Raw genomic sequence first — 17,302 nt, forward strand, 5'->3', positions numbered from 1 at the left:
AGTGAAATCCTTTGGATTCAAACTATATATATTTCTTTTTGACTGCATTTGTGATGTTTCTTCCAAAAAATTCTTTAACTCACTTATTATTTTTATATTTGAATCTGCCATTGGTTGTATCATGGATTACTTGTTGTGTGGTAACTTTAAAGTAATTCTTTCTTTGATATTTCCAATGGCTTTTTTCGTTTTAAGGGTATTTTTTCTTAAATTGATGACATTGGGGTAATCGCCCGGATATAAAAACAGGATATACACTGGATGATAATGCCCGGGCTCTAATGGCACTTTGTCAGGTATATGTGGAAATGAGGGATGTTTCTTGTGAAAAGTATATCAGGAGCTATTTGAATTTCATAAAATTTTGTTTGCAGCCGGATGGCTCGTTCCTGAATTATGTGGATAAAGAACTGGCTTTTACCGGCCAAAATCAGGAGGTTGGTTTGGAAGACAGTAATGGAAGAGCTGTTTGTGCTTTAGGCTATTTTATCTCGCATGGGGATAAATATCCGGATGAGTGGACTGCCGAGGCGATTCAGATATTCAGGAAAACGCTTCATAAATTATCCTTGTTTCAGTCTCCGCGCAGTATCGCTTTTGCATTGAAGGGGGTGTGCTTTTATAACCGGCGATACCCACGTCCGGAACTCATTTCATTAATCAATGTCCTGGCTGATAAACTGGTTGGATATTATAAACAAAGTACTGACGGGAGTTGGTTATGGTTTGAATCTTATCTGACTTATGACAATTGTGTGTTGTCGGAAGGATTGCTTTTTGCTTATCAGGCAACCGGAAATGATGAATATAAAATGATAGCAAAAGAATCTTTTGACTTCTTATTGAGTAAGATTTTCGTTGAAGATCGGATTAAAGTAATATCCAACCAGGGATGGCTGCATAAAGAAAAGAAAGGATTGAATTACGGTGAACAACCGATTGATGTGGCTAGCACGGTCATGACATTGGCTACCTTTTATAAGGTATTCAAGGAAAATGATTATTTGTTAAAACAGAAAAAAGCCTTTGACTGGTTTTTAGGTCATAATCATTTACATCAGATACTTTATAACCCGGCAACAGGGGGCTGTTATGACGGATTGGAAGAAAATAATATAAACTTGAATCAAGGGGCGGAATCGACAGTCTGTTATTTAATGGCCAGGCTGTCTGTGGTAAATAATATCAGTCAAAGTTATAACGTCCCGAAAGGGGATTTCCAGTAAAAAAAGGTCGATTGGATTTCATATGGTTGAAATTATTTATCTTTGTGGCAAAGAAAGGTAATCAATGACTCAAAAATATCCATCAGTTTTATTGGAAAATGCAGTGAATGAGTTGGCTTCGCTTCCCGGGGTGGGGAGGAAGACGGCTTTGCGACTGGCTTTATATATGCTTCGTCGGGACGAAGGTTATACTGAAAACTTTGCATCCGCTTTACTGGCATTGCGGAAAGAAGTGAAGTATTGTCAGGTATGTCATAATATCTGTGATGACGAGATATGTTCCATCTGTGCCGATCCGCAGCGCGATCATTCGACTGTTTGTGTGGTTGAAAATATCAAAGAGGTTATGGCGATCGAAAATACCGGTCAGTTCCGTGGTGTTTATCATGTGCTGGGCGGTATTATTTCGCCGATGGACGGTATTGGCCCGGGCGATTTGCAGATAGACAGTCTGGTGCAACGGGTCGCTAACGAAGAAGTAAAGGAAATTGTCCTTGCACTTAGTACTACGATGGAAGGGGACACGACCAATTTCTTTATCTATCGCAAGCTATCCTCTTATAATGTGAAGATAACCGTCATTGCCCGTGGTGTTTCCATTGGTGATGAGATTGAGTATGCGGACGAAATAACATTGGGACGTTCTATTGTGAACCGCACCAGTTTTAATGACTCGATAAAAATATAATCTGATTCTTATGTACGAAACCAAGATTTCCGTTATCATCGTAAACTATAATGTAAAGTATTTCCTGGAACAATGTCTTTATTCGGTTCAGGCTGCTGTTGCCGGACTCGATGCTGAGGTTTTTGTTGTGGACAATAATTCGACGGACGGTTCTGTCGATTATCTTCGTCCCCGGTTTCCGGAAGTGACATTTATAGAGAATAAGGATAATCCGGGATTTGCCAAGGCCAATAATCAGGCGATTCGTCAATCTAACGGAGAGTATGTGTTATTGCTTAATCCGGATACAGTGATAGGTGAGGAGAGCCTTCGAACCTTGTGTTTTTTTATGGATGAACATCCGAATGCAGGCGGAATAGGCGTAAAGATGCTGGATGGGCATGGGGTATTCCTGCCTGAAAGTAAACGGAGCTTTCCTTCTCCCTGGGTTTCGTTCTGTAAGATATTCGGTTTGTCGAAGTTGTTTCCGAAATCCCGTGTGTTTTCAAGATATAGCTTGGCGTATCTGGATAAGGAGAAACAACATAAAGTGGATGTGCTGGCCGGTGCATTTATGTTACTACGCCATGAAGCGCTGGATAAGACCGGACTTCTGGATGAAGATTTCTTTATGTATGGCGAGGACATCGACTTGTCGTACCGGATGGTGTTGGGTGGCTATAAAAACTATTATATCCCCGAGCGTATTCTTCATTATAAAGGAGAAAGTACCAAGCATGGCGATATGAAATATGTAAAGGCATTTTACGGTGCCATGTTGATCTTCTTCAAGAAATATTATCCTCATTCCGGCTGGCTGATGGGATTTTTTATCAAGCTGGCTATTGGATTGCGTGCTTCATTGGCTGCTTTATCGCGTTTGTTGGGAGTAAAGCCAAAGTCGAAAAGCAAGCATAAACGCTTACTGATTCTTTGCCTTGAGGAAAATTTTGAAGCGATTAAGGCTGCCTGTGTAAAACAGATGCCGGAACTGGAACATGTAAATCTTTGGGATCTGGATGGGGAACGTGTAATGGATGCTATCTGCCGCCGTAATCAGATGAAGGAGTTTACGGATTATGCTTTTTGTTATCCGGATGCCCGTTTTGAACAGATGCTTCTGTTTATGGATACGCTGGTCGACAAGAAAGTTACTTATCATATTTATTGTAAAAAAAGCGGACAACTAATATCACCGGGAAAATAATATGGCACAACTGGAAAATGAAACGATCCGTCTCCGTGCCCTGGAGCCGGAAGATCTGGGACTTTTGTATCGCTGGGAGAATAATCCGGAGCTTTGGAGCCTTGGAAATACAATGTCTCCCTATTCGCGTTATATACTGAAAGAGTATATTCGTGAGTCGCATCGTGATATCTTCGACCTGAAGCAGTTGCGTCTGATGATCGAGCTTCGTTCAACCGGGGCAGCTGTCGGTACTGTCGACCTGTACGATTTCGAACCGCATCATCGGCGTGCCGGTATCGGTATTTTACTGGAACCTGTTTATCAAGGAAACGGGTTGGCTACCGAAGCAATGAATGTACTGATGGATTATGCGTTCTCTTATCTGAAACTGCATCAGTTATATGTGCATATACCCGTCGATAACGAGGCCAGCAAGGCTCTTTTTACCCGCTGCGGATTTACCGTTACAGGTATCATGACAGATTGGATCATCACAGAAAACGGATATTCTGATGTACTGATGATGCAAAAAGTAAATAAACAAATTGTGTGATAATTTAATTCAGATAAGGATCTTTCGGATATTTAGTCCATGCTTCGTAGTTACTGCCCAACTGTTCGAGTGAGTTTTTCCAGAAACTTTCTCCATCGGCAAGTAATACATTTTCTTTAGCTGCGTGGCTGACTACCCATGAGTTTCTACTGATCTCGTTTCCCAACTGTCCTTCCGTCCATCCTGAATAACCGAGGAAAAATTTTACTTTCCCTTCAATTGAATGGCCATTCTGTATATAACGTTTCAATGCTTCGAAATCACCGTCGAAATACAGGCGGTCTTTGATCTTTACAGAGTCGGGTACGATTAGATCTCCCAATGAATGGATAAAGAACAACCGGTTGGCACTTACCGGACCACCCAGATAGATTGGTATTTCCGGATACTCTTCCAGTTCCGGAAAAAAAGTATTTACAATCAGATCCGTTTTTTTATTTAATACAAACCCCATCGATCCCTGCGTATTGTGTTCTACCAGTAGAACAACAGAGCGCTGGAAGTAAGCATCTTGCAGGAAAGGTTCTGATATGAGTATACTTCCTTGTGCAGGAAGGAGATTATTATGCGTAATTTTGAATATGTTATTATATGTAGCCATAGTGAAGATTGCTTACTGTTGTTAGACAGGGACAATATATGGCTTTTGGTGTTAAGAAGCAAACGAAAAACCCGGCATTTGGGTTAATAAGTGTAAAATAAATGCCGGGTTTGTGTTAATTATAGGGTATGATTTTCTTTGAATAGCTTTAAACGCTCTTCAAGGAGATCATATTGATGCGGTTTGATAAACGAAGTGCAGGCGCGAAGTCCTTCTTGATTACTTCCTGTCGTGCTTAATGAGATAGCACTTACACCGTAATAGATTAGTTCTTCCATCAACTGTCCGCCGGTCATTCCGGGATAGGCGATCGTGAAGTAGAAGCCGTCGGCAATAGGCTCGTCGAGGTCATGGTCGTAAACGATCGTAAAGCCATAATTTGTAAAGATCTTTTTTAGTTTTTCTGCACGGCGTCCATATTCTTTCACTTCAGTGATAAAATCGAACTGTCCGTCTGATGCAGCTTTGAACATGGCAGCCAGTGCAATCTGTGCCGAGTGACTGGTTCCTGATGACAAGGCGTATAAAACGCGGTGAATATATACTGTACCGAAAGTACCACCGCCATAACGCTTGGTCAGTCCCGGATAGGCACGATGGTAAAGTTTATTGGAGATAGCCGTCACACCGATACGCTGTCCGGCATAGCTGAATGCTTTGGAGCCGGATATTTGTAAAATGTAATTATCTGTATAATGGGCAACGCTTGCCTGGTAAGGTGCTTCAAACGGTTTGCCAAGCTCTTTGCGGAAGTCCATTGCGAAATAGGCGAGGTCTTCGATCACGATCGTATCGTATTTGTTTGCCATTTCACCGATGATCTTCAATTCGTCGTCTGTCAGGCAGAACCAGGCCGGATTGTTGGGATTGGAGTAGATCATAGCTGCGATATTGCCTTTGGAAAGATGTTCTTCCAGGATGGCACGCAGTTTTTCTCCACGGTATTCGTATACGTCGAATGATTCGTATTTATAGCCCATCACAACGATTTGTTGTTTCTGGACAGGGAATCCCGGGTCGATGAACAGGATGGTGTCTTTTTCTTCCGTGCATTGTCCGCTGGTGAGGAAAGAGGCAAATGTACCCTGCATGGAGCCGGTTACCGGAACACAACATTCCGGAGCGATATCTATATTAATGAATGCCTTGATGAATCTGGAGGCTTCTGCTTTTACTTCCGGCGTACCGTTGATGTTCGGGTAAATGGAAGCGATGCCGTTTTGTAATGCTTTTACTTCTGCGTCTACACCCACCTGCGCCGCTTTTAATCCGGGAACACCCATTTCCATGTGTATGAACTCGGTATTTGTTTCCTGTTCCAATTGTGTGGATATGGCAACAACTTCACGAATCGTTGCTTTCCCGAAATCCGGTAATCCGTAGCCATCTATTATTCGTCTGGCAGTCTGATAATCTACTGGAGTATTCTTCATGTCTGTTATATTTATATGGAGGACAAAAGTAAAAAAATAATCAATCCAATGTGAAATATTTGTGTGAAACTGTTGTATAATTAAAAATATTATCTACCTTTGCACCGCAATCGAGAGAGATGCGATACAAAAACATTGGTTCGGTAGTTCAGTTGGTTAGAATACATGCCTGTCACGCATGGGGTCGCGGGTTCGAGTCCCGTCCGGACCGCTTTCAAAAGAAAGCAAACAACAAAAAAGCTCTGGTTCATACAGAATCGGGGCTTTTTTGTTGTTTGTAGTGAAACGAAATCATTTTTACTGGATATAAAAAGGACCTGCTTTTTTAGAAACTAAAATTTTCTATTAGAAGCAGGTCCGATTGTAAAGTAAGGTTTGGTTAAAGTTTTATGAATTATCAAATGTTGTCTTATTCTCTGCCACCACCTAAAGCTCGATAGAGGTTTATCACGCTTTGTATCTCGGTAAATCGGTTGGCGGTTTGTGATAATTGTGCACTTAACAGTGATTGACGGGCTGTCAGTACTTCCAGATAGGTGGTTGTGCCGTATTCCATCAATAAAGATGTGCTTTCCAATGCTTTCTGTAAAGAAAGAATTTGTTTTTCAAACAAAGCTGTTTTTGCCTTACTGCTCTGACAGGCAACCAAAGCATCGTTGACTTCACTTCCTGCATTCAGAAGAGCTTGTTGGAATGCCAGACTTGCTTCCTCCTGCTGTGCTTTGGCTATGCGATATTGAGCCATGATCTGTCCTTTGTTGAACAATGGTTGTGTGAGTGAACCTACTGCCGAAGCAAGGAACTTACCCGGGTTTACAATCATCGAACCGGCATTGTTAGTCCATCCCGCGCTACCGCTCAATGTTATTGAGGGATAGAAAGCGGAACGTGCCTGATTGGTTACGTAAAATGCCTGTTCCAGTGAACGCTCGGCGGAACGGACATCGGGCCGGTTTGATAGCATCTGTATAGGAACTCCGACTGCTACGTCTTCCGGAAATTGTTGGTCTGCCAATTTACCACGTTCATAGCGGCGTGGAGTTTCAGCAAGCAATAACGCAAGGCTATTTTCTACCTGGTTGATCTGTTCTTTTAGATCGAGTATGGAAGTTTGTACATTGTAGTAGGCGGCTTCCATTTGAGATGTGGCAGCTTCGTTGGCCAAACCAGCATCCATCAATGCACGGGTAGAAGCAACTGTCTCTTTCCAGGATTCTTCTGTTTGTTGTGAGATCGTTAATTGTTCGTCCAGCATCAATAGCGTATAATATATGTTTGCTATTCCGGTAATCAGTTGGCTACGTATGGCTTGCTGGTAATCTTTACTTTGGGCGTATAACGCTTTTGCTTGTTGTTTGGCATTACGCAGACGTCCGAAAATATCCAGTTCCCAGCTGGCTGTGACAGGCAATGTGTATGTTTTAGTCGCTTTGCCACCATCGAAACTGCTTATCGTTCCTTGGGGAGCAAGGGCAAATGAAGGCAGAAATGCGAGTTTAGCCGACATTAATGCCGCTTCCGCTTCTTCAATCCGTAATTGAGCGGATAAGAGGTCGGTATTGTTTTGCAACCCTTGTTCGATAAGTGTTTGTAATTGTGGGTCTGTAAAAAGTTCCCGCCAATTTACGTTACCGAAGTTTGTCGTATCATTGATGATAACTTCCTCTCCATATAAATTATCCGGAGTTGTTGTAGCCGGTTGATATTTGGTGTATATGCCGCAACTGCTAAGTAAGGCAGTTGCGGTTGTTAATACAATTATTTTCTTCATATCTTAATTATTTTCATTGTTTAAACCGTCACGTTCGGTTTGGCTTTTTTGCTTTTCCAACGCAACTTGGATATCGGTTTCCACTTCCATTGGCGGACGGATTTTTTCTTGCAGATATTCGAAAATGATGTAGAATACCGGCACAACGAACAGTAATGCCAATGTTCCAATAGCCATACCACCGACAACTCCTGTACCCAACGAGCTGTTACCATTGGCGCCAGCCCCGCTAGAGAACATCAACGGAAGCATACCAAAAATCATTGTAAGTACGGTCATCAGAATCGGGCGCAGACGAGCTTGGGCTGCCGAATATGCGGATTCGATGATACCCATTCCTTGACGGCGGCGTTCGATAGCAAACTCTGTAATCAAAATCGCTGTCTTGGCTAAAAGACCAATCAACATGATTACACCTGTTTGCAGGTAGATGTTGTTTTCCAATCCGAATAGTTTGGCAAACAGGAATGAACCCATCAAACCGAACGGAACGGAAAGAATAACAGCCCAGGGAACAAGGAAACTTTCGTAAAGACAAGCCAAGATCAAGTAGATGAGCAGGATGCAGACAGCATAGATAAATAGCGTTTGCGAACCTCCGCTACTAGCCTCTTCACGTGCCATACCACCGTATTCGTAACCGTAACCTGTAGGTAACATTTGTGAGGCAATCTCTTCGATAGCTTGCTGTACTTCACCAGTGGAATATCCCGGTGCCGGGTTCACATTGACTGTAATACAACTAAAGAGGTTAAAACGGTTGGCAACTTCAGGGCCGAGTGTGCGTTTTAAAGTTACGAACTGGCTGATAGGAGCCATTTCCGTACCGTTTCTTACGAACATATTATTCAGCGCTTGTTCGTCAAGGCGGTATTCCGGTGCAGCCTGTGACATTACACGGTATACTTTTCCGAACTGGTTATAGTTGGAAATGTATGCACCACCGCAATAACTACCCAGTACATCGAGTACTGTTGAAGGAGAAATTCCTGCACGTTTACATTTGGCGGCATCTACATCCACTGCAATCTGCGGGAAGTTCATGGCATAAGACGTATAAGCCATTGCTATTTCGGGACGTTGGTTTAAGGCTCCGATATACTGCATGGCATTGCTGTAGAACGTACTCATTTCTCCACCTGTACGGTCTTGTAAATTCAGCTCGATAGAGTTACCCATACCATAGCCTGGAATCATACCCGGCTGAAAACAGAATATCTGCGCTTCTTTGATTTGAGCAAATTGTGCATTCAGGCGAGCCACTACGGCATCGGAAACATGCTCGCTGCCTTTACGTTCACTCCAATTTTTCAGACGGATGATCGCCATACCGTAAGATGTTCCTTGACCTGCCAGGAAACCGTAACCAGCTACGCGGGAGTAGTGTTCAATCTCTGGTGTGTTTTTCAAGATATCTTCAACTTTGTCTAACACTTTACCAGTCTCTTCCAGTGTACTACCTGGAGCAATGGCGACGTTGGCCATGATGGTTCCCTGGTCTTCCTGTGGAACAAGCCCCGTCTTTGTACTGCTGATTAGCCATCCCAATAAAATGATAGAGGCGATCATACCAGCCCATACCATCCAGCGGTGATGGATAAAAAACATAACACCTTTTTTGTATTTGCCCAATACAGCGTTGAATGAAGCATTATAAGCAGCTCGTACTCGTCCGTTAATACTTTTAGCGCTCTTGTTTCCGTCACTGGGACGCATCATCATGGCACAAAGTGCCGGACAGAGCGTCAAAGCACAAATCATGGAAAGACCTACGGACGTAGCCATTGTTATACCGAACTGTGTATAGAAAATACCGGAAGTTCCACCCATGAATGTTACCGGGATAAACACTGCCATGAACACGCAGGTACAGGAGATAACGGCCATTGTTACATCACCCATCGCATCTTTTGTCGCCTGGTAAGAGGAGGTGTAACCGGCATCGAATTTCGCTTGTACGGCTTCAACTACCACGATAGCATCGTCCACCACCGTACCGATAGCAAGTACTAAGGCGAACAAGGTTAAGATATTGATGGTAAATCCGGCAGCTGTCAGACAGGCGAATGTTCCGATAAGCGAAACTATAATCGAGATAGAAGGTATAAGTGTACTCTTGAAGTCCTGAAGGAAGAAATATACCACAAGGATTACAAGTATGATTGCAACGATCAATGTTTCTACTACATTATAAATAGAGGCAAAAAGGAAGTCGTTGGAACTCATCATTGTAATAAATTCCATGCCGGCAGGCAATTCTTTTTCCATTTCTTTTAGTTCTGCGGCGATACGTTCATTTACCTCCGTAGCGTTGGATCCTGCCACCTGATAGATTAGGAATGTTACAGCCGGCTTACCGTCCATTTGGCTGTCGAAACCATAACTTAACGTTCCTAATTCAACCTTGGCCACATCTTTCAGACGTAATACGGAACCATCTTCCTGAGCGCGGACAACGATATTCTGAAATTCTTCCACACTCTTCAGGCGTCCGCGGTATTTCATTGTATATTGGAATACATTTTTTGAATTTTCCCCTAATGAACCGGTAGGTGCTTCGATATTTTGTTCTCCCAATACGGAAGTCACGTCTGACGGGATTAATCCATATTGAGCCATACGTTCGGGGTTCAGCCAGATACGCATACTATATGTATCGCCCAGCTCCATTACGTCACCTACACCTTCGATACGCTTGATACGCGGTATGACGTTGATGTCCAGGTAATTTCCGAGAAATGTTTTGTCATAGCGTCCGTCAGAACTAACGAGTGCGTCGATTTGTAGGAAGCTGGTTTGCCGTTTCTGTGTGCTGACACCGATACGGGTTACTTCTGCCGGTAATAAACCTTGTGCTTTTGTTACACGATTTTGAACATTAACAGCAGCCATATCAGGATTTGTCCCTTGTTTGAAGTATACTTCGATAGTTGCTGAACCTGCATTGGTAGCCGTGGAAGTCATGTACATCATATTTTCCACACCGTTGATACTTTCTTCCAGTGGCATGATGACACTGTTCATCACTGCATCTGCATCAGCTCCGGTATAGCTTGCCGATACATGGACCGTAGGGGGTGCAATATCGGGATATTGCTCGACCGGTAAAGTAAAAAGCGAAATTAATCCGATCGCCAAAATAAGAATGGAGATGGAAATAGCCATAACAGGCCGTTTAATAAATATATTTCCTTTCATACTTTGATTCTTTATTTAACTTGTGTTCCTTCACGTACCAATCCGGCTCCTTCGGATATAATTTCTTCACCGACTTTTAGTCCGTCAAGTACAATATATTCACGACCGTCATTGATTTCGGCAACGGTAATTAATGTGGAAACTGCTTTGCCGTCCACTACTTTGTAGACAACGGTTTTATCTTGCAGGCGAACCGTTGCTCCTTGTGGAATAACGATACAGTCTTTGTAAGTTTGTGGAATGAGTACATTACCGGAAGCTCCGCTATGAAGCAGGCGGGATTCGTTTGGAAATACTGCTCGTACACCCACCGTACCGGTCTGTCGGTCAATCACTCCACTGATGGATTCTATTTTACCTTTCGGCTCATAAATAGACTGGTCGTTTAGTTTTAAACTGACTTCTGGCATATTGGCCAAAGCTTCATCCATACTTTTATATTGACGACTCATTGCCAGAAGTTGATTTTCTGTCATGGAAAAGTAAACATACATGTTTGAATTGTCGGAAACAGTTGTCAGCGGTTGAGGAATGTTGGCGCTAACCAATGCTCCGACACGGTATGGTAACATACCGACTACTCCGTCGCTCGGACTTTTCACCTCCGTGTAGGAAAGGTTGTTGCTGGCATTTAACTCTTGCGCTTCAGCCTGTGCCAGTTGGGCTTTTGCTGTCAGATAATTATTCTGGCTTGTTTTCAGATTAAATTCAGAAACAACTTTTTTGGCAAAGAGTTCTTTTGTACTGTTGTAATTCAGTTCGGCAGTACCTAAAGCTGCTTTTGCAACCTCTACGTTTGCCTGGGCTGTTTTCAAGGCTGCCTTATAAGGAACTTGGTCTATTACAAAGAGTAACTGTCCTTTTCGTACAACCTGCCCTTCTGTCACACAGAGTCGTTCTATGGTTCCTGATACTTGTGGATAAATATCTATATCTTGGCGACCGCGAATAGACGCTGAATAGGGAACGGTCAACTCCCTATTGGCTGTTGAAACTTTCATTGTTGCATAAGACGCTTTCATCTGTGCATTCGACGTCTCTTTTTTACAGGATGTCATCCACATCGTAGTAGTACAACCAATAATCATCATCAGCTGTATCCATCTTGTTCTTGCTTGTATCATATATGTCTTAATTTGTTAAATGGCGCAAATTTAACAGATAAATGTAAGAAAATGTTTGTCTGAATTTCTATATAAATCTTCTATATTTATAGTATACAGATATTTTAAGAAAAGAAAGTCTAATGAAATAAAACAAACATATACTGCTTCTGTGTACATTGTAATTCAGAGGGCAAAAAAATTATAGGACGGATTTTGCAAAGCATAGTTTCCGTCCCGTTAGCACTATCTGGTATATCAATACCGTCCAATGTACAGACTGTTTTGGCAGGCTGATGCTACCAACAGTGTGAACCTACGAAAATCGTATCGTACTGTGTCATTATTTCCTCGTCATTGTTTCGGTTTTCAACTCTTCCACATAACTATTTATCCGTTGCATCTGCTTCGGAATGTCAATTCGTTGCGGGCAGTGCATACTGCATTGGTTGCAACCGATACAATGGTCGGCCTGGCGGAGTTTAGGCACACTGCGGTCGTAACCTATCAGATAGGCACGACGGGCTTCGCGATACTTCTCGTCCTGCGTATTATCTATGACATTTCCTTCGTTCAGGCATTTGTTGTAATGCAAAAGAATAGCAGGAATATCGATGCCATAAGGACAGGGCATACAATATTTGCAATCGTTGCAGGGAATGGTATTGAACTGCATCATCATGGTAGCTGTCTGCTGCAGGAAGCTGAAATCATCTTCGGTCAGTGCGTCTAAGGGAGCGTAGGTCCGGAGATTATCCTGTAAATGCTCCATGCGTGTCATGCCGCTCAACACAGTCAATACATTCGGGAAACTTCCGGCGAAGCGGAATGCCCAGGAGGCAACACTCAACTCGGGTTTGCGCTGTTTCAGACGGGCTACGATATTACCCGGTGCATTGGAGAGCCTTCCACCTAATAGCGGCTCCATGATGATAGCAGGGATGTTGCGCTTAGTCAGTTCATTATACAAATACTCGGCATCCGTATTTCGCGGATTGATCTCTTTGGCATATTTCCAATCCAGATAATTCAGCTGGATCTGCACAAAGTCCCATTTATATTCATCGTGACGCGAAAGGAGGTAATCGAATACTTTTATATCTCCGTGATAAGAGAAACCGAGGTTACGGATGCGTCCTGATTTACGTTCTTCCATGAGATAATCGAGTAACCCGTTCTTCATGTAACGTTCTTCAAATTCTTCCATGCCGTTGCCCATGCCGATACCATGCAGCAAAAGATAATCAAGATAATCCGTCTGAAGTTCCTTCATCGAATTATGATACATGGCTTTGGAGGCTTCCAGCGGCCAGGAAGCAGGGGAAAAGTTAGACAGTTTGGTTGCAATAAAATAGGTATCGCGCGGATGACGGCTCAAGGCTATTCCCGTTGCGTGTTCCGACATTCCACGGCAATAAGCTGGCGACGTGTCGAAATAATTCACGCCATGGGCAATGGCGTAATCCACCAGTTGGTTTACCATTTCCTGGTCTATCTCTTCGTTGCCTTCACGGGCACTTCGTCCGTCGACTGACGGGAGGCGCATCATGCCGAAACCCAGCAGGGAGACTTTATCTCCTGTTTTAGGGTTTGTGCGATAAGTCATCTTGTCTGTCGGGATCTCACCACCAGCCGTATTGTTATTCCTTCCACCGCAGGCAGTCAGTCCGGCAGTTATGGCTCCGGCTGTACCGACTATTTTGAAGAAGTTGCGGCGGGTTATATCTTTCTTATTTTTATTTTCCATATTGCTCTATTATATAATGTATAAGAATATTCAGAATTATACCATCCGGTGCATTTCGTGGCCTTCTACATAAATGGCACTGAACGGACGCGATGGACAAAGATTCTCGCAAGCTCCACAGCCGATACAACGTTCCGTATTGATTACCGGAATTTTAGGTGAATCTGACATGTCCGGATCGGAAGGGACCATCAATATCGCTCCTGCCGGACAGTGGCGGGCGCAATTACCGCAATCTACACCGTCGGTCAGAGGCACACAGTTCTCTTTTATCCAGACAGCACGGCCGATCTGGATGGCTGATTTATCCGCTTTTGTAATAGGGAGGATGGCACCTGCCGGACAGACATCTGCACAACGGGTACATTCCAAACGGCAATACCCACGTTCGTACGACATCTCAGGCTGCATCAATGTCATTAGGCTGGTTGAAGGACGTAGTACCTGGTTGGGACAGACTGAAACACAGAGTTGGCAAGCCGTGCAATGTTGTGTAAAGTTTCGTATGCTATGGGAACCCGGAGGTGTAATAGGAGTGGAGCGGTTCGGGATTTTCTTGTCTTCTATAACAGCCAGTCCGCCGTCCACTTTCTTTTCCTGTGCTTTCAGGGCAGAGGCTGTTGCAAACGTGGCGCCGATAGTCAGGAAGCGGCGGCGACTATCAGTAGGAAGGGCTTGTTTTTTCGAGTGATGTGTATAATGGATAGCATCTTTAGGACATTTTTCAATGCAGTTCATACAGGATACGCAGCGGCTGTAATCGATCTGATGTTCTTTGATGTTAATGCAAGCTGCTTTGCAGTTGCGCTCACAGAGGTTACAGTTTACGCATTTGTCAGTATCGATAACCGGCTTCAACCAGGAATAGCGGGCGAAAAATCCCAATATGGTTCCAACAGGGCAGATTGTATTGCAGTAGGTACGTCCATTCTTCCAGGACAAAATGATCAGTGCGATGAAAGTAATAGCAGCAATAGCGAATGTCGAGAAGCTTTTCATCCATACATCTACCGAATAGAAAGCATAGCTGTCGGCACGTTCAGCGAAATAGGCCAGCAGGTTGTTTCCCCATTGATATAACGGTGCAAACAAATTGGAAACAATGCGTCCGTAAGAACTATATGGTGCCAGCAAAGCAACCAGCGAACCTGCACCGGCCACTAATGCCACAACAAACAGCGCCAATACTCCGTAACGCAACCACGACATCGCCGGCGAATAGCGGAAACGATTCTTCTTCCTTTTACTTCCCAGCCACGATATCCCATCCTGCATGATTCCTAACGGGCAAATGACGGAACAATAAATCCTGCCGAATATCAGCGTCAGTAGCACTAATGTAATCACTACCCCGATATTCAGCGCCAGCAATGCCGGCAGAAACTGTATTTTAGCCAACCATCCGAGCCACGCATGGATCGCTCCTGTAAAGTCGAGAAACAACAGGCTGACTCCGATGATTGAAAGGATGGCAAGTGTAATTCTGATTTTTCTAAGCATATTTCTTTCAGTTATATTATTGTTTGTTTGCAAGGACTATTTCATTCAAGGAAATACGGGGATGGCGGTATCTGGCCTCCTTATTTCTTTCCCCTCTCTTCAGTACGATTGCTTTTTGCGGACAATTCTGTATGCAAGCCAGGCAGAATTCGCAATCGCCGGTATGTTCCACCCCTTTGTCGGTCAGGCTGAAATTCTTCCGGGGGCATACTTTGGTGCAGATGCCACAACCGTTGCAGCTACTTTTATTCACTTCAAGGAGTAATTCACTGCTGATAGGAAATAATTCCGGTACACGTTGCAGGACCCGTAAACATTGTTGGCGTTCTTCTTCGGTTAAGGAAGGGATATGATTCTTTTCTTCCAGTACATCGGCTACGGCCTGTTCCAACTGGCTCTCTTCTTGTTTATCCATTTTCAACTGTTCGTCCATGTCGAACACGGGAAGATAATTATCCACCATCTTGATTGTGGTGATATAATTAAAATGTACACCGTGCTCAATGGCAAACTGGTTCCAGCTTTCTATCACATTGCAATCGTAGTTCCCGAAAGTAATGACCGAGAACAGATAGGAGGCTTTCAGGGTAACTTCCTGAATAAACTTTTGCACTATTAGAGGTGCAAAGGCACGATAGTCGGGAAAGACAATCCCTATCTCGTCTGCTTCGAATACACGGTTTTTCCCTTTCAGTATCTGTGGGATACTTAACGGAGTTTCCGAAAACTTCTTAGCCGCATAGAGGCTGTTACCCGTAGCAGTGAAATAGAATACGATGCGTTTTTTTCCTTTTTCCGTACAGGAAGTAAACATCGAAAGTGCACCGGTGGAGGCAAGTGTCATACCTGCCACCGTTGTACCTAGATATTTAAGTGCTTCCCTGCGTGTTAGTTTTTTATAATCCATAATCGCTGCAACTTTAGTATTACTATTTATTTTGTTGCAAATTTAAGTGCGATCTTACTATCTGTTAAGATACAAATTACTGATAAAAGTACCATTATTACTGATCTGTAATTTTAGTGTGCATTACATTCAGTAATTAAGGTTATAATATCTGTAATTTGTCTACAAGACTGTGTGATATAAGCCTTTATCTTTGCCTTTGTAAACGTAAATGATAAATAAAATGAAGAGAACACTGAAAAACAGGTGTATGGCAATGGCAATATGTCTTTGCATCACGGAAAATCTATTTGCTGCAGACAATCATTTAAATAACGATAGTATGGAAAAGAATTTAAATTTAACAGAAGAGTGGGACAAGGTGTTCCCGCAGAGTGATAAAGTGAATCACATGAAAGTGACTTTCCACAACCGGTACGGCATTACTCTTGCTGCCGATCTGTATATTCCGAAAAATGCCGGAGGTAAGTTACCGGCTATCGCTGTGAGCGGCCCGTTCGGGGCGGTAAAAGAACAGTCATCGGGTCTATATGCGCAGACTTTAGCGGAACGTGGATTCCTTACCATTGCTTTCGATCCGTCTTATACCGGCGAGAGTAGTGGTGAACCCCGTTACGTCGCTTCCCCGGATATCAATACGGAGGATTTTAGTGCGGCGGTTGACTATCTTTCCACCCGCGACGATGTGGATGCGGAACGTATCGGTATTCTCGGTATCTGCGGATGGGGCGGTATGGCGCTCAATGCTGCGGCTATCGACACACGTATCAAAGCGACCGTCACTTCAACGATGTACGACATGAGCCGTGTAAATGCAAACGGCTATTTCGATACGATGGATGCCGACGCACGCTATGAACTTCGCAAACAGCTTAATGCACAACGTACGGAAGATTACAGAAACGGTACGTATGCCCTTGCCGGAGGAGTCGTGGACCCGTTACCTTCCGATGCTCCCCAATTTCTGAAGGATTATCACAGTTATTATAAAACTCAGCGTGGTTACCATAAGCGTTCGCTTAACTCGAATGGTGGCTGGAACAAGACTTCATCACTCTCATTTATCAATATGCCGATACTATCATACAGCGATGCAATCCGTAGTGCGGTATTGATGATTCACGGAGAGAAGGCACATTCACGTTATTTTAGCGAGGATGCGTTCAAGAAGTTGAAAGGTGATAACAAGGAACTATTGATTATCCCCGATGCAAACCATACGGATTTGTACGACCGAATGAATATCATTCCGTTCGACAAACTCGAACAGTTCTTTCGTGCATATCTGTAATATAGAGTAAGGGCAGAACGATTTCCATGGTAATTTACTGTGGAAATCATCTTAATCGCATTTATACGCTTGGCACAGTTGTGCAGCGCTTGTGGCACAATTGTGCGCTACGTAGT

At 43.4% G+C, this 17,302-nt stretch carries 13 protein-coding genes and 1 tRNA gene; 6 read left to right on the forward strand and 8 right to left on the reverse strand.

All coding sequences use genetic code 11. From position 1 onward, the window contains the following. Nucleotides 1-347: 347 nt before the first annotated feature. The 4 genes from NBH15_RS24175 to NBH15_RS24190 all read left to right on the forward strand — a co-directional run bounded on the left by NBH15_RS24175 (nt 348) and on the right by NBH15_RS24190 (nt 3,635). Nucleotides 348-1,226: an AGE family epimerase/isomerase gene (locus NBH15_RS24175; RefSeq protein ID WP_250823755.1), complete on the forward strand. Its 879-nt coding sequence runs from the start codon at nt 348-350 to the stop codon at nt 1,224-1,226. A 64-nt stretch (nt 1,227-1,290) separates the two neighbouring features. Then, nucleotides 1,291-1,914: a recombination mediator RecR gene (gene recR, locus NBH15_RS24180; protein WP_128134939.1), complete on the forward strand. Its 624-nt coding sequence runs from the start codon at nt 1,291-1,293 to the stop codon at nt 1,912-1,914. Between the two features lie 10 nt (nt 1,915-1,924). Beyond that, nucleotides 1,925-3,100, forward strand: a complete 1,176-nt coding sequence (locus tag NBH15_RS24185; RefSeq protein WP_128134938.1) for a glycosyltransferase family 2 protein — start codon at nt 1,925-1,927, stop codon at nt 3,098-3,100. 1 nt (nt 3,101) lies between these two features. Then, entirely contained in the window at nt 3,102-3,635 is a 534-nt protein-coding gene (locus NBH15_RS24190) for a GNAT family N-acetyltransferase (protein WP_250823756.1), read from the forward strand. Between the two features lie 4 nt (nt 3,636-3,639). Here the strand turns inward: NBH15_RS24190 and NBH15_RS24195 are convergent, their stop codons facing one another. Both NBH15_RS24195 and NBH15_RS24200 read right to left on the reverse strand, forming a co-directional pair. Next, entirely contained in the window at nt 3,640-4,236 is a 597-nt protein-coding gene (locus NBH15_RS24195; RefSeq protein WP_250823757.1) for a YqgE/AlgH family protein, read from the reverse strand. 119 nt (nt 4,237-4,355) lie between these two features. Beyond that, the gene (locus NBH15_RS24200) at nt 4,356-5,669 is read right to left on the reverse strand and encodes an aminotransferase class I/II-fold pyridoxal phosphate-dependent enzyme (protein WP_250823758.1); all 1,314 of its coding nucleotides are present in this window, start codon (nt 5,667-5,669) and stop codon (nt 4,356-4,358) included. A 137-nt stretch (nt 5,670-5,806) separates the two neighbouring features. Between NBH15_RS24200 and NBH15_RS24205 the strand changes: the two genes are divergently transcribed. Further along, nucleotides 5,807-5,880: transfer RNA gene (locus tag NBH15_RS24205), tRNA-Asp, on the forward strand. Between the two features lie 198 nt (nt 5,881-6,078). Here the strand turns inward: NBH15_RS24205 and NBH15_RS24210 are convergent. The 6 genes from NBH15_RS24210 to NBH15_RS24235 all read right to left on the reverse strand — a co-directional run bounded on the left by NBH15_RS24210 (nt 6,079) and on the right by NBH15_RS24235 (nt 15,895). Next, on the reverse strand, nt 6,079-7,440 hold the full coding sequence (locus NBH15_RS24210; RefSeq protein ID WP_128134935.1) for an efflux transporter outer membrane subunit: 1,362 nt from the start codon (nt 7,438-7,440) through the stop codon (nt 6,079-6,081). Nucleotides 7,441-7,443: 3 nt separating this feature from the next. Then, the gene (locus NBH15_RS24215; RefSeq protein ID WP_250823759.1) at nt 7,444-10,638 is read right to left on the reverse strand and encodes an efflux RND transporter permease subunit; all 3,195 of its coding nucleotides are present in this window, start codon (nt 10,636-10,638) and stop codon (nt 7,444-7,446) included. An 11-nt stretch (nt 10,639-10,649) separates the two neighbouring features. Further along, nucleotides 10,650-11,762 carry an efflux RND transporter periplasmic adaptor subunit gene (locus tag NBH15_RS24220; protein WP_128134933.1) on the reverse strand — a complete coding sequence of 371 codons (1,113 nt, stop codon included), beginning with the start codon at nt 11,760-11,762 and terminating at the stop codon, nt 10,650-10,652. 322 nt (nt 11,763-12,084) lie between these two features. Then, nucleotides 12,085-13,488, reverse strand: coding sequence for an aldo/keto reductase (locus NBH15_RS24225; protein ID WP_128134932.1), 1,404 nt, complete (start codon nt 13,486-13,488; stop codon nt 12,085-12,087). A 36-nt stretch (nt 13,489-13,524) separates the two neighbouring features. Next, complete coding sequence (locus NBH15_RS24230) at nt 13,525-14,988, reverse strand: 4Fe-4S binding protein (protein ID WP_128134931.1); 1,464 nt, start codon at nt 14,986-14,988, stop codon at nt 13,525-13,527. 16 nt (nt 14,989-15,004) lie between these two features. Next, nucleotides 15,005-15,895, reverse strand: a complete 891-nt coding sequence (locus NBH15_RS24235) for an EFR1 family ferrodoxin (RefSeq protein WP_244051080.1) — start codon at nt 15,893-15,895, stop codon at nt 15,005-15,007. Nucleotides 15,896-16,118: 223 nt separating this feature from the next. Between NBH15_RS24235 and NBH15_RS24240 the strand changes: the two genes are divergently transcribed. After that, nucleotides 16,119-17,186: an alpha/beta hydrolase gene (locus tag NBH15_RS24240; protein ID WP_250823760.1), complete on the forward strand. Its 1,068-nt coding sequence runs from the start codon at nt 16,119-16,121 to the stop codon at nt 17,184-17,186. Nucleotides 17,187-17,302 lie beyond the last annotated feature (116 nt).

It is taken from the genome of Parabacteroides caeci, assembly GCF_023656795.1.
GTDB lineage: Bacteria > Bacteroidota > Bacteroidia > Bacteroidales > Tannerellaceae > Parabacteroides > Parabacteroides segnis.

Bases quoted from the DNA above. Each gene is read 5' to 3' on its own strand.
- NBH15_RS24240 (WP_250823760.1), top strand. From the start codon at position 16,119: ATGAAGAGAACACTGAAAAACAGGTGTATGGCAATGGCAATATGTCTT.
- NBH15_RS24225 (WP_128134932.1), bottom strand. From the start codon at position 13,488: ATGGAAAATAAAAATAAGAAAGATATAACCCGCCGCAACTTCTTCAAA.
- NBH15_RS24210 (WP_128134935.1), bottom strand. From the start codon at position 7,440: ATGAAGAAAATAATTGTATTAACAACCGCAACTGCCTTACTTAGCAGT.
- NBH15_RS24215 (WP_250823759.1), bottom strand. From the start codon at position 10,638: ATGAAAGGAAATATATTTATTAAACGGCCTGTTATGGCTATTTCCATC.
- NBH15_RS24230 (WP_128134931.1), bottom strand. From the start codon at position 14,988: ATGCTTAGAAAAATCAGAATTACACTTGCCATCCTTTCAATCATCGGA.
- NBH15_RS24185 (WP_128134938.1), top strand. From the start codon at position 1,925: ATGTACGAAACCAAGATTTCCGTTATCATCGTAAACTATAATGTAAAG.
- recR (WP_128134939.1), top strand. From the start codon at position 1,291: ATGACTCAAAAATATCCATCAGTTTTATTGGAAAATGCAGTGAATGAG.
- NBH15_RS24195 (WP_250823757.1), bottom strand. From the start codon at position 4,236: ATGGCTACATATAATAACATATTCAAAATTACGCATAATAATCTCCTT.
- NBH15_RS24235 (WP_244051080.1), bottom strand. From the start codon at position 15,895: ATGGATTATAAAAAACTAACACGCAGGGAAGCACTTAAATATCTAGGT.
- NBH15_RS24220 (WP_128134933.1), bottom strand. From the start codon at position 11,762: ATGATACAAGCAAGAACAAGATGGATACAGCTGATGATGATTATTGGT.
- NBH15_RS24190 (WP_250823756.1), top strand. From the start codon at position 3,102: ATGGCACAACTGGAAAATGAAACGATCCGTCTCCGTGCCCTGGAGCCG.
- NBH15_RS24200 (WP_250823758.1), bottom strand. From the start codon at position 5,669: ATGAAGAATACTCCAGTAGATTATCAGACTGCCAGACGAATAATAGAT.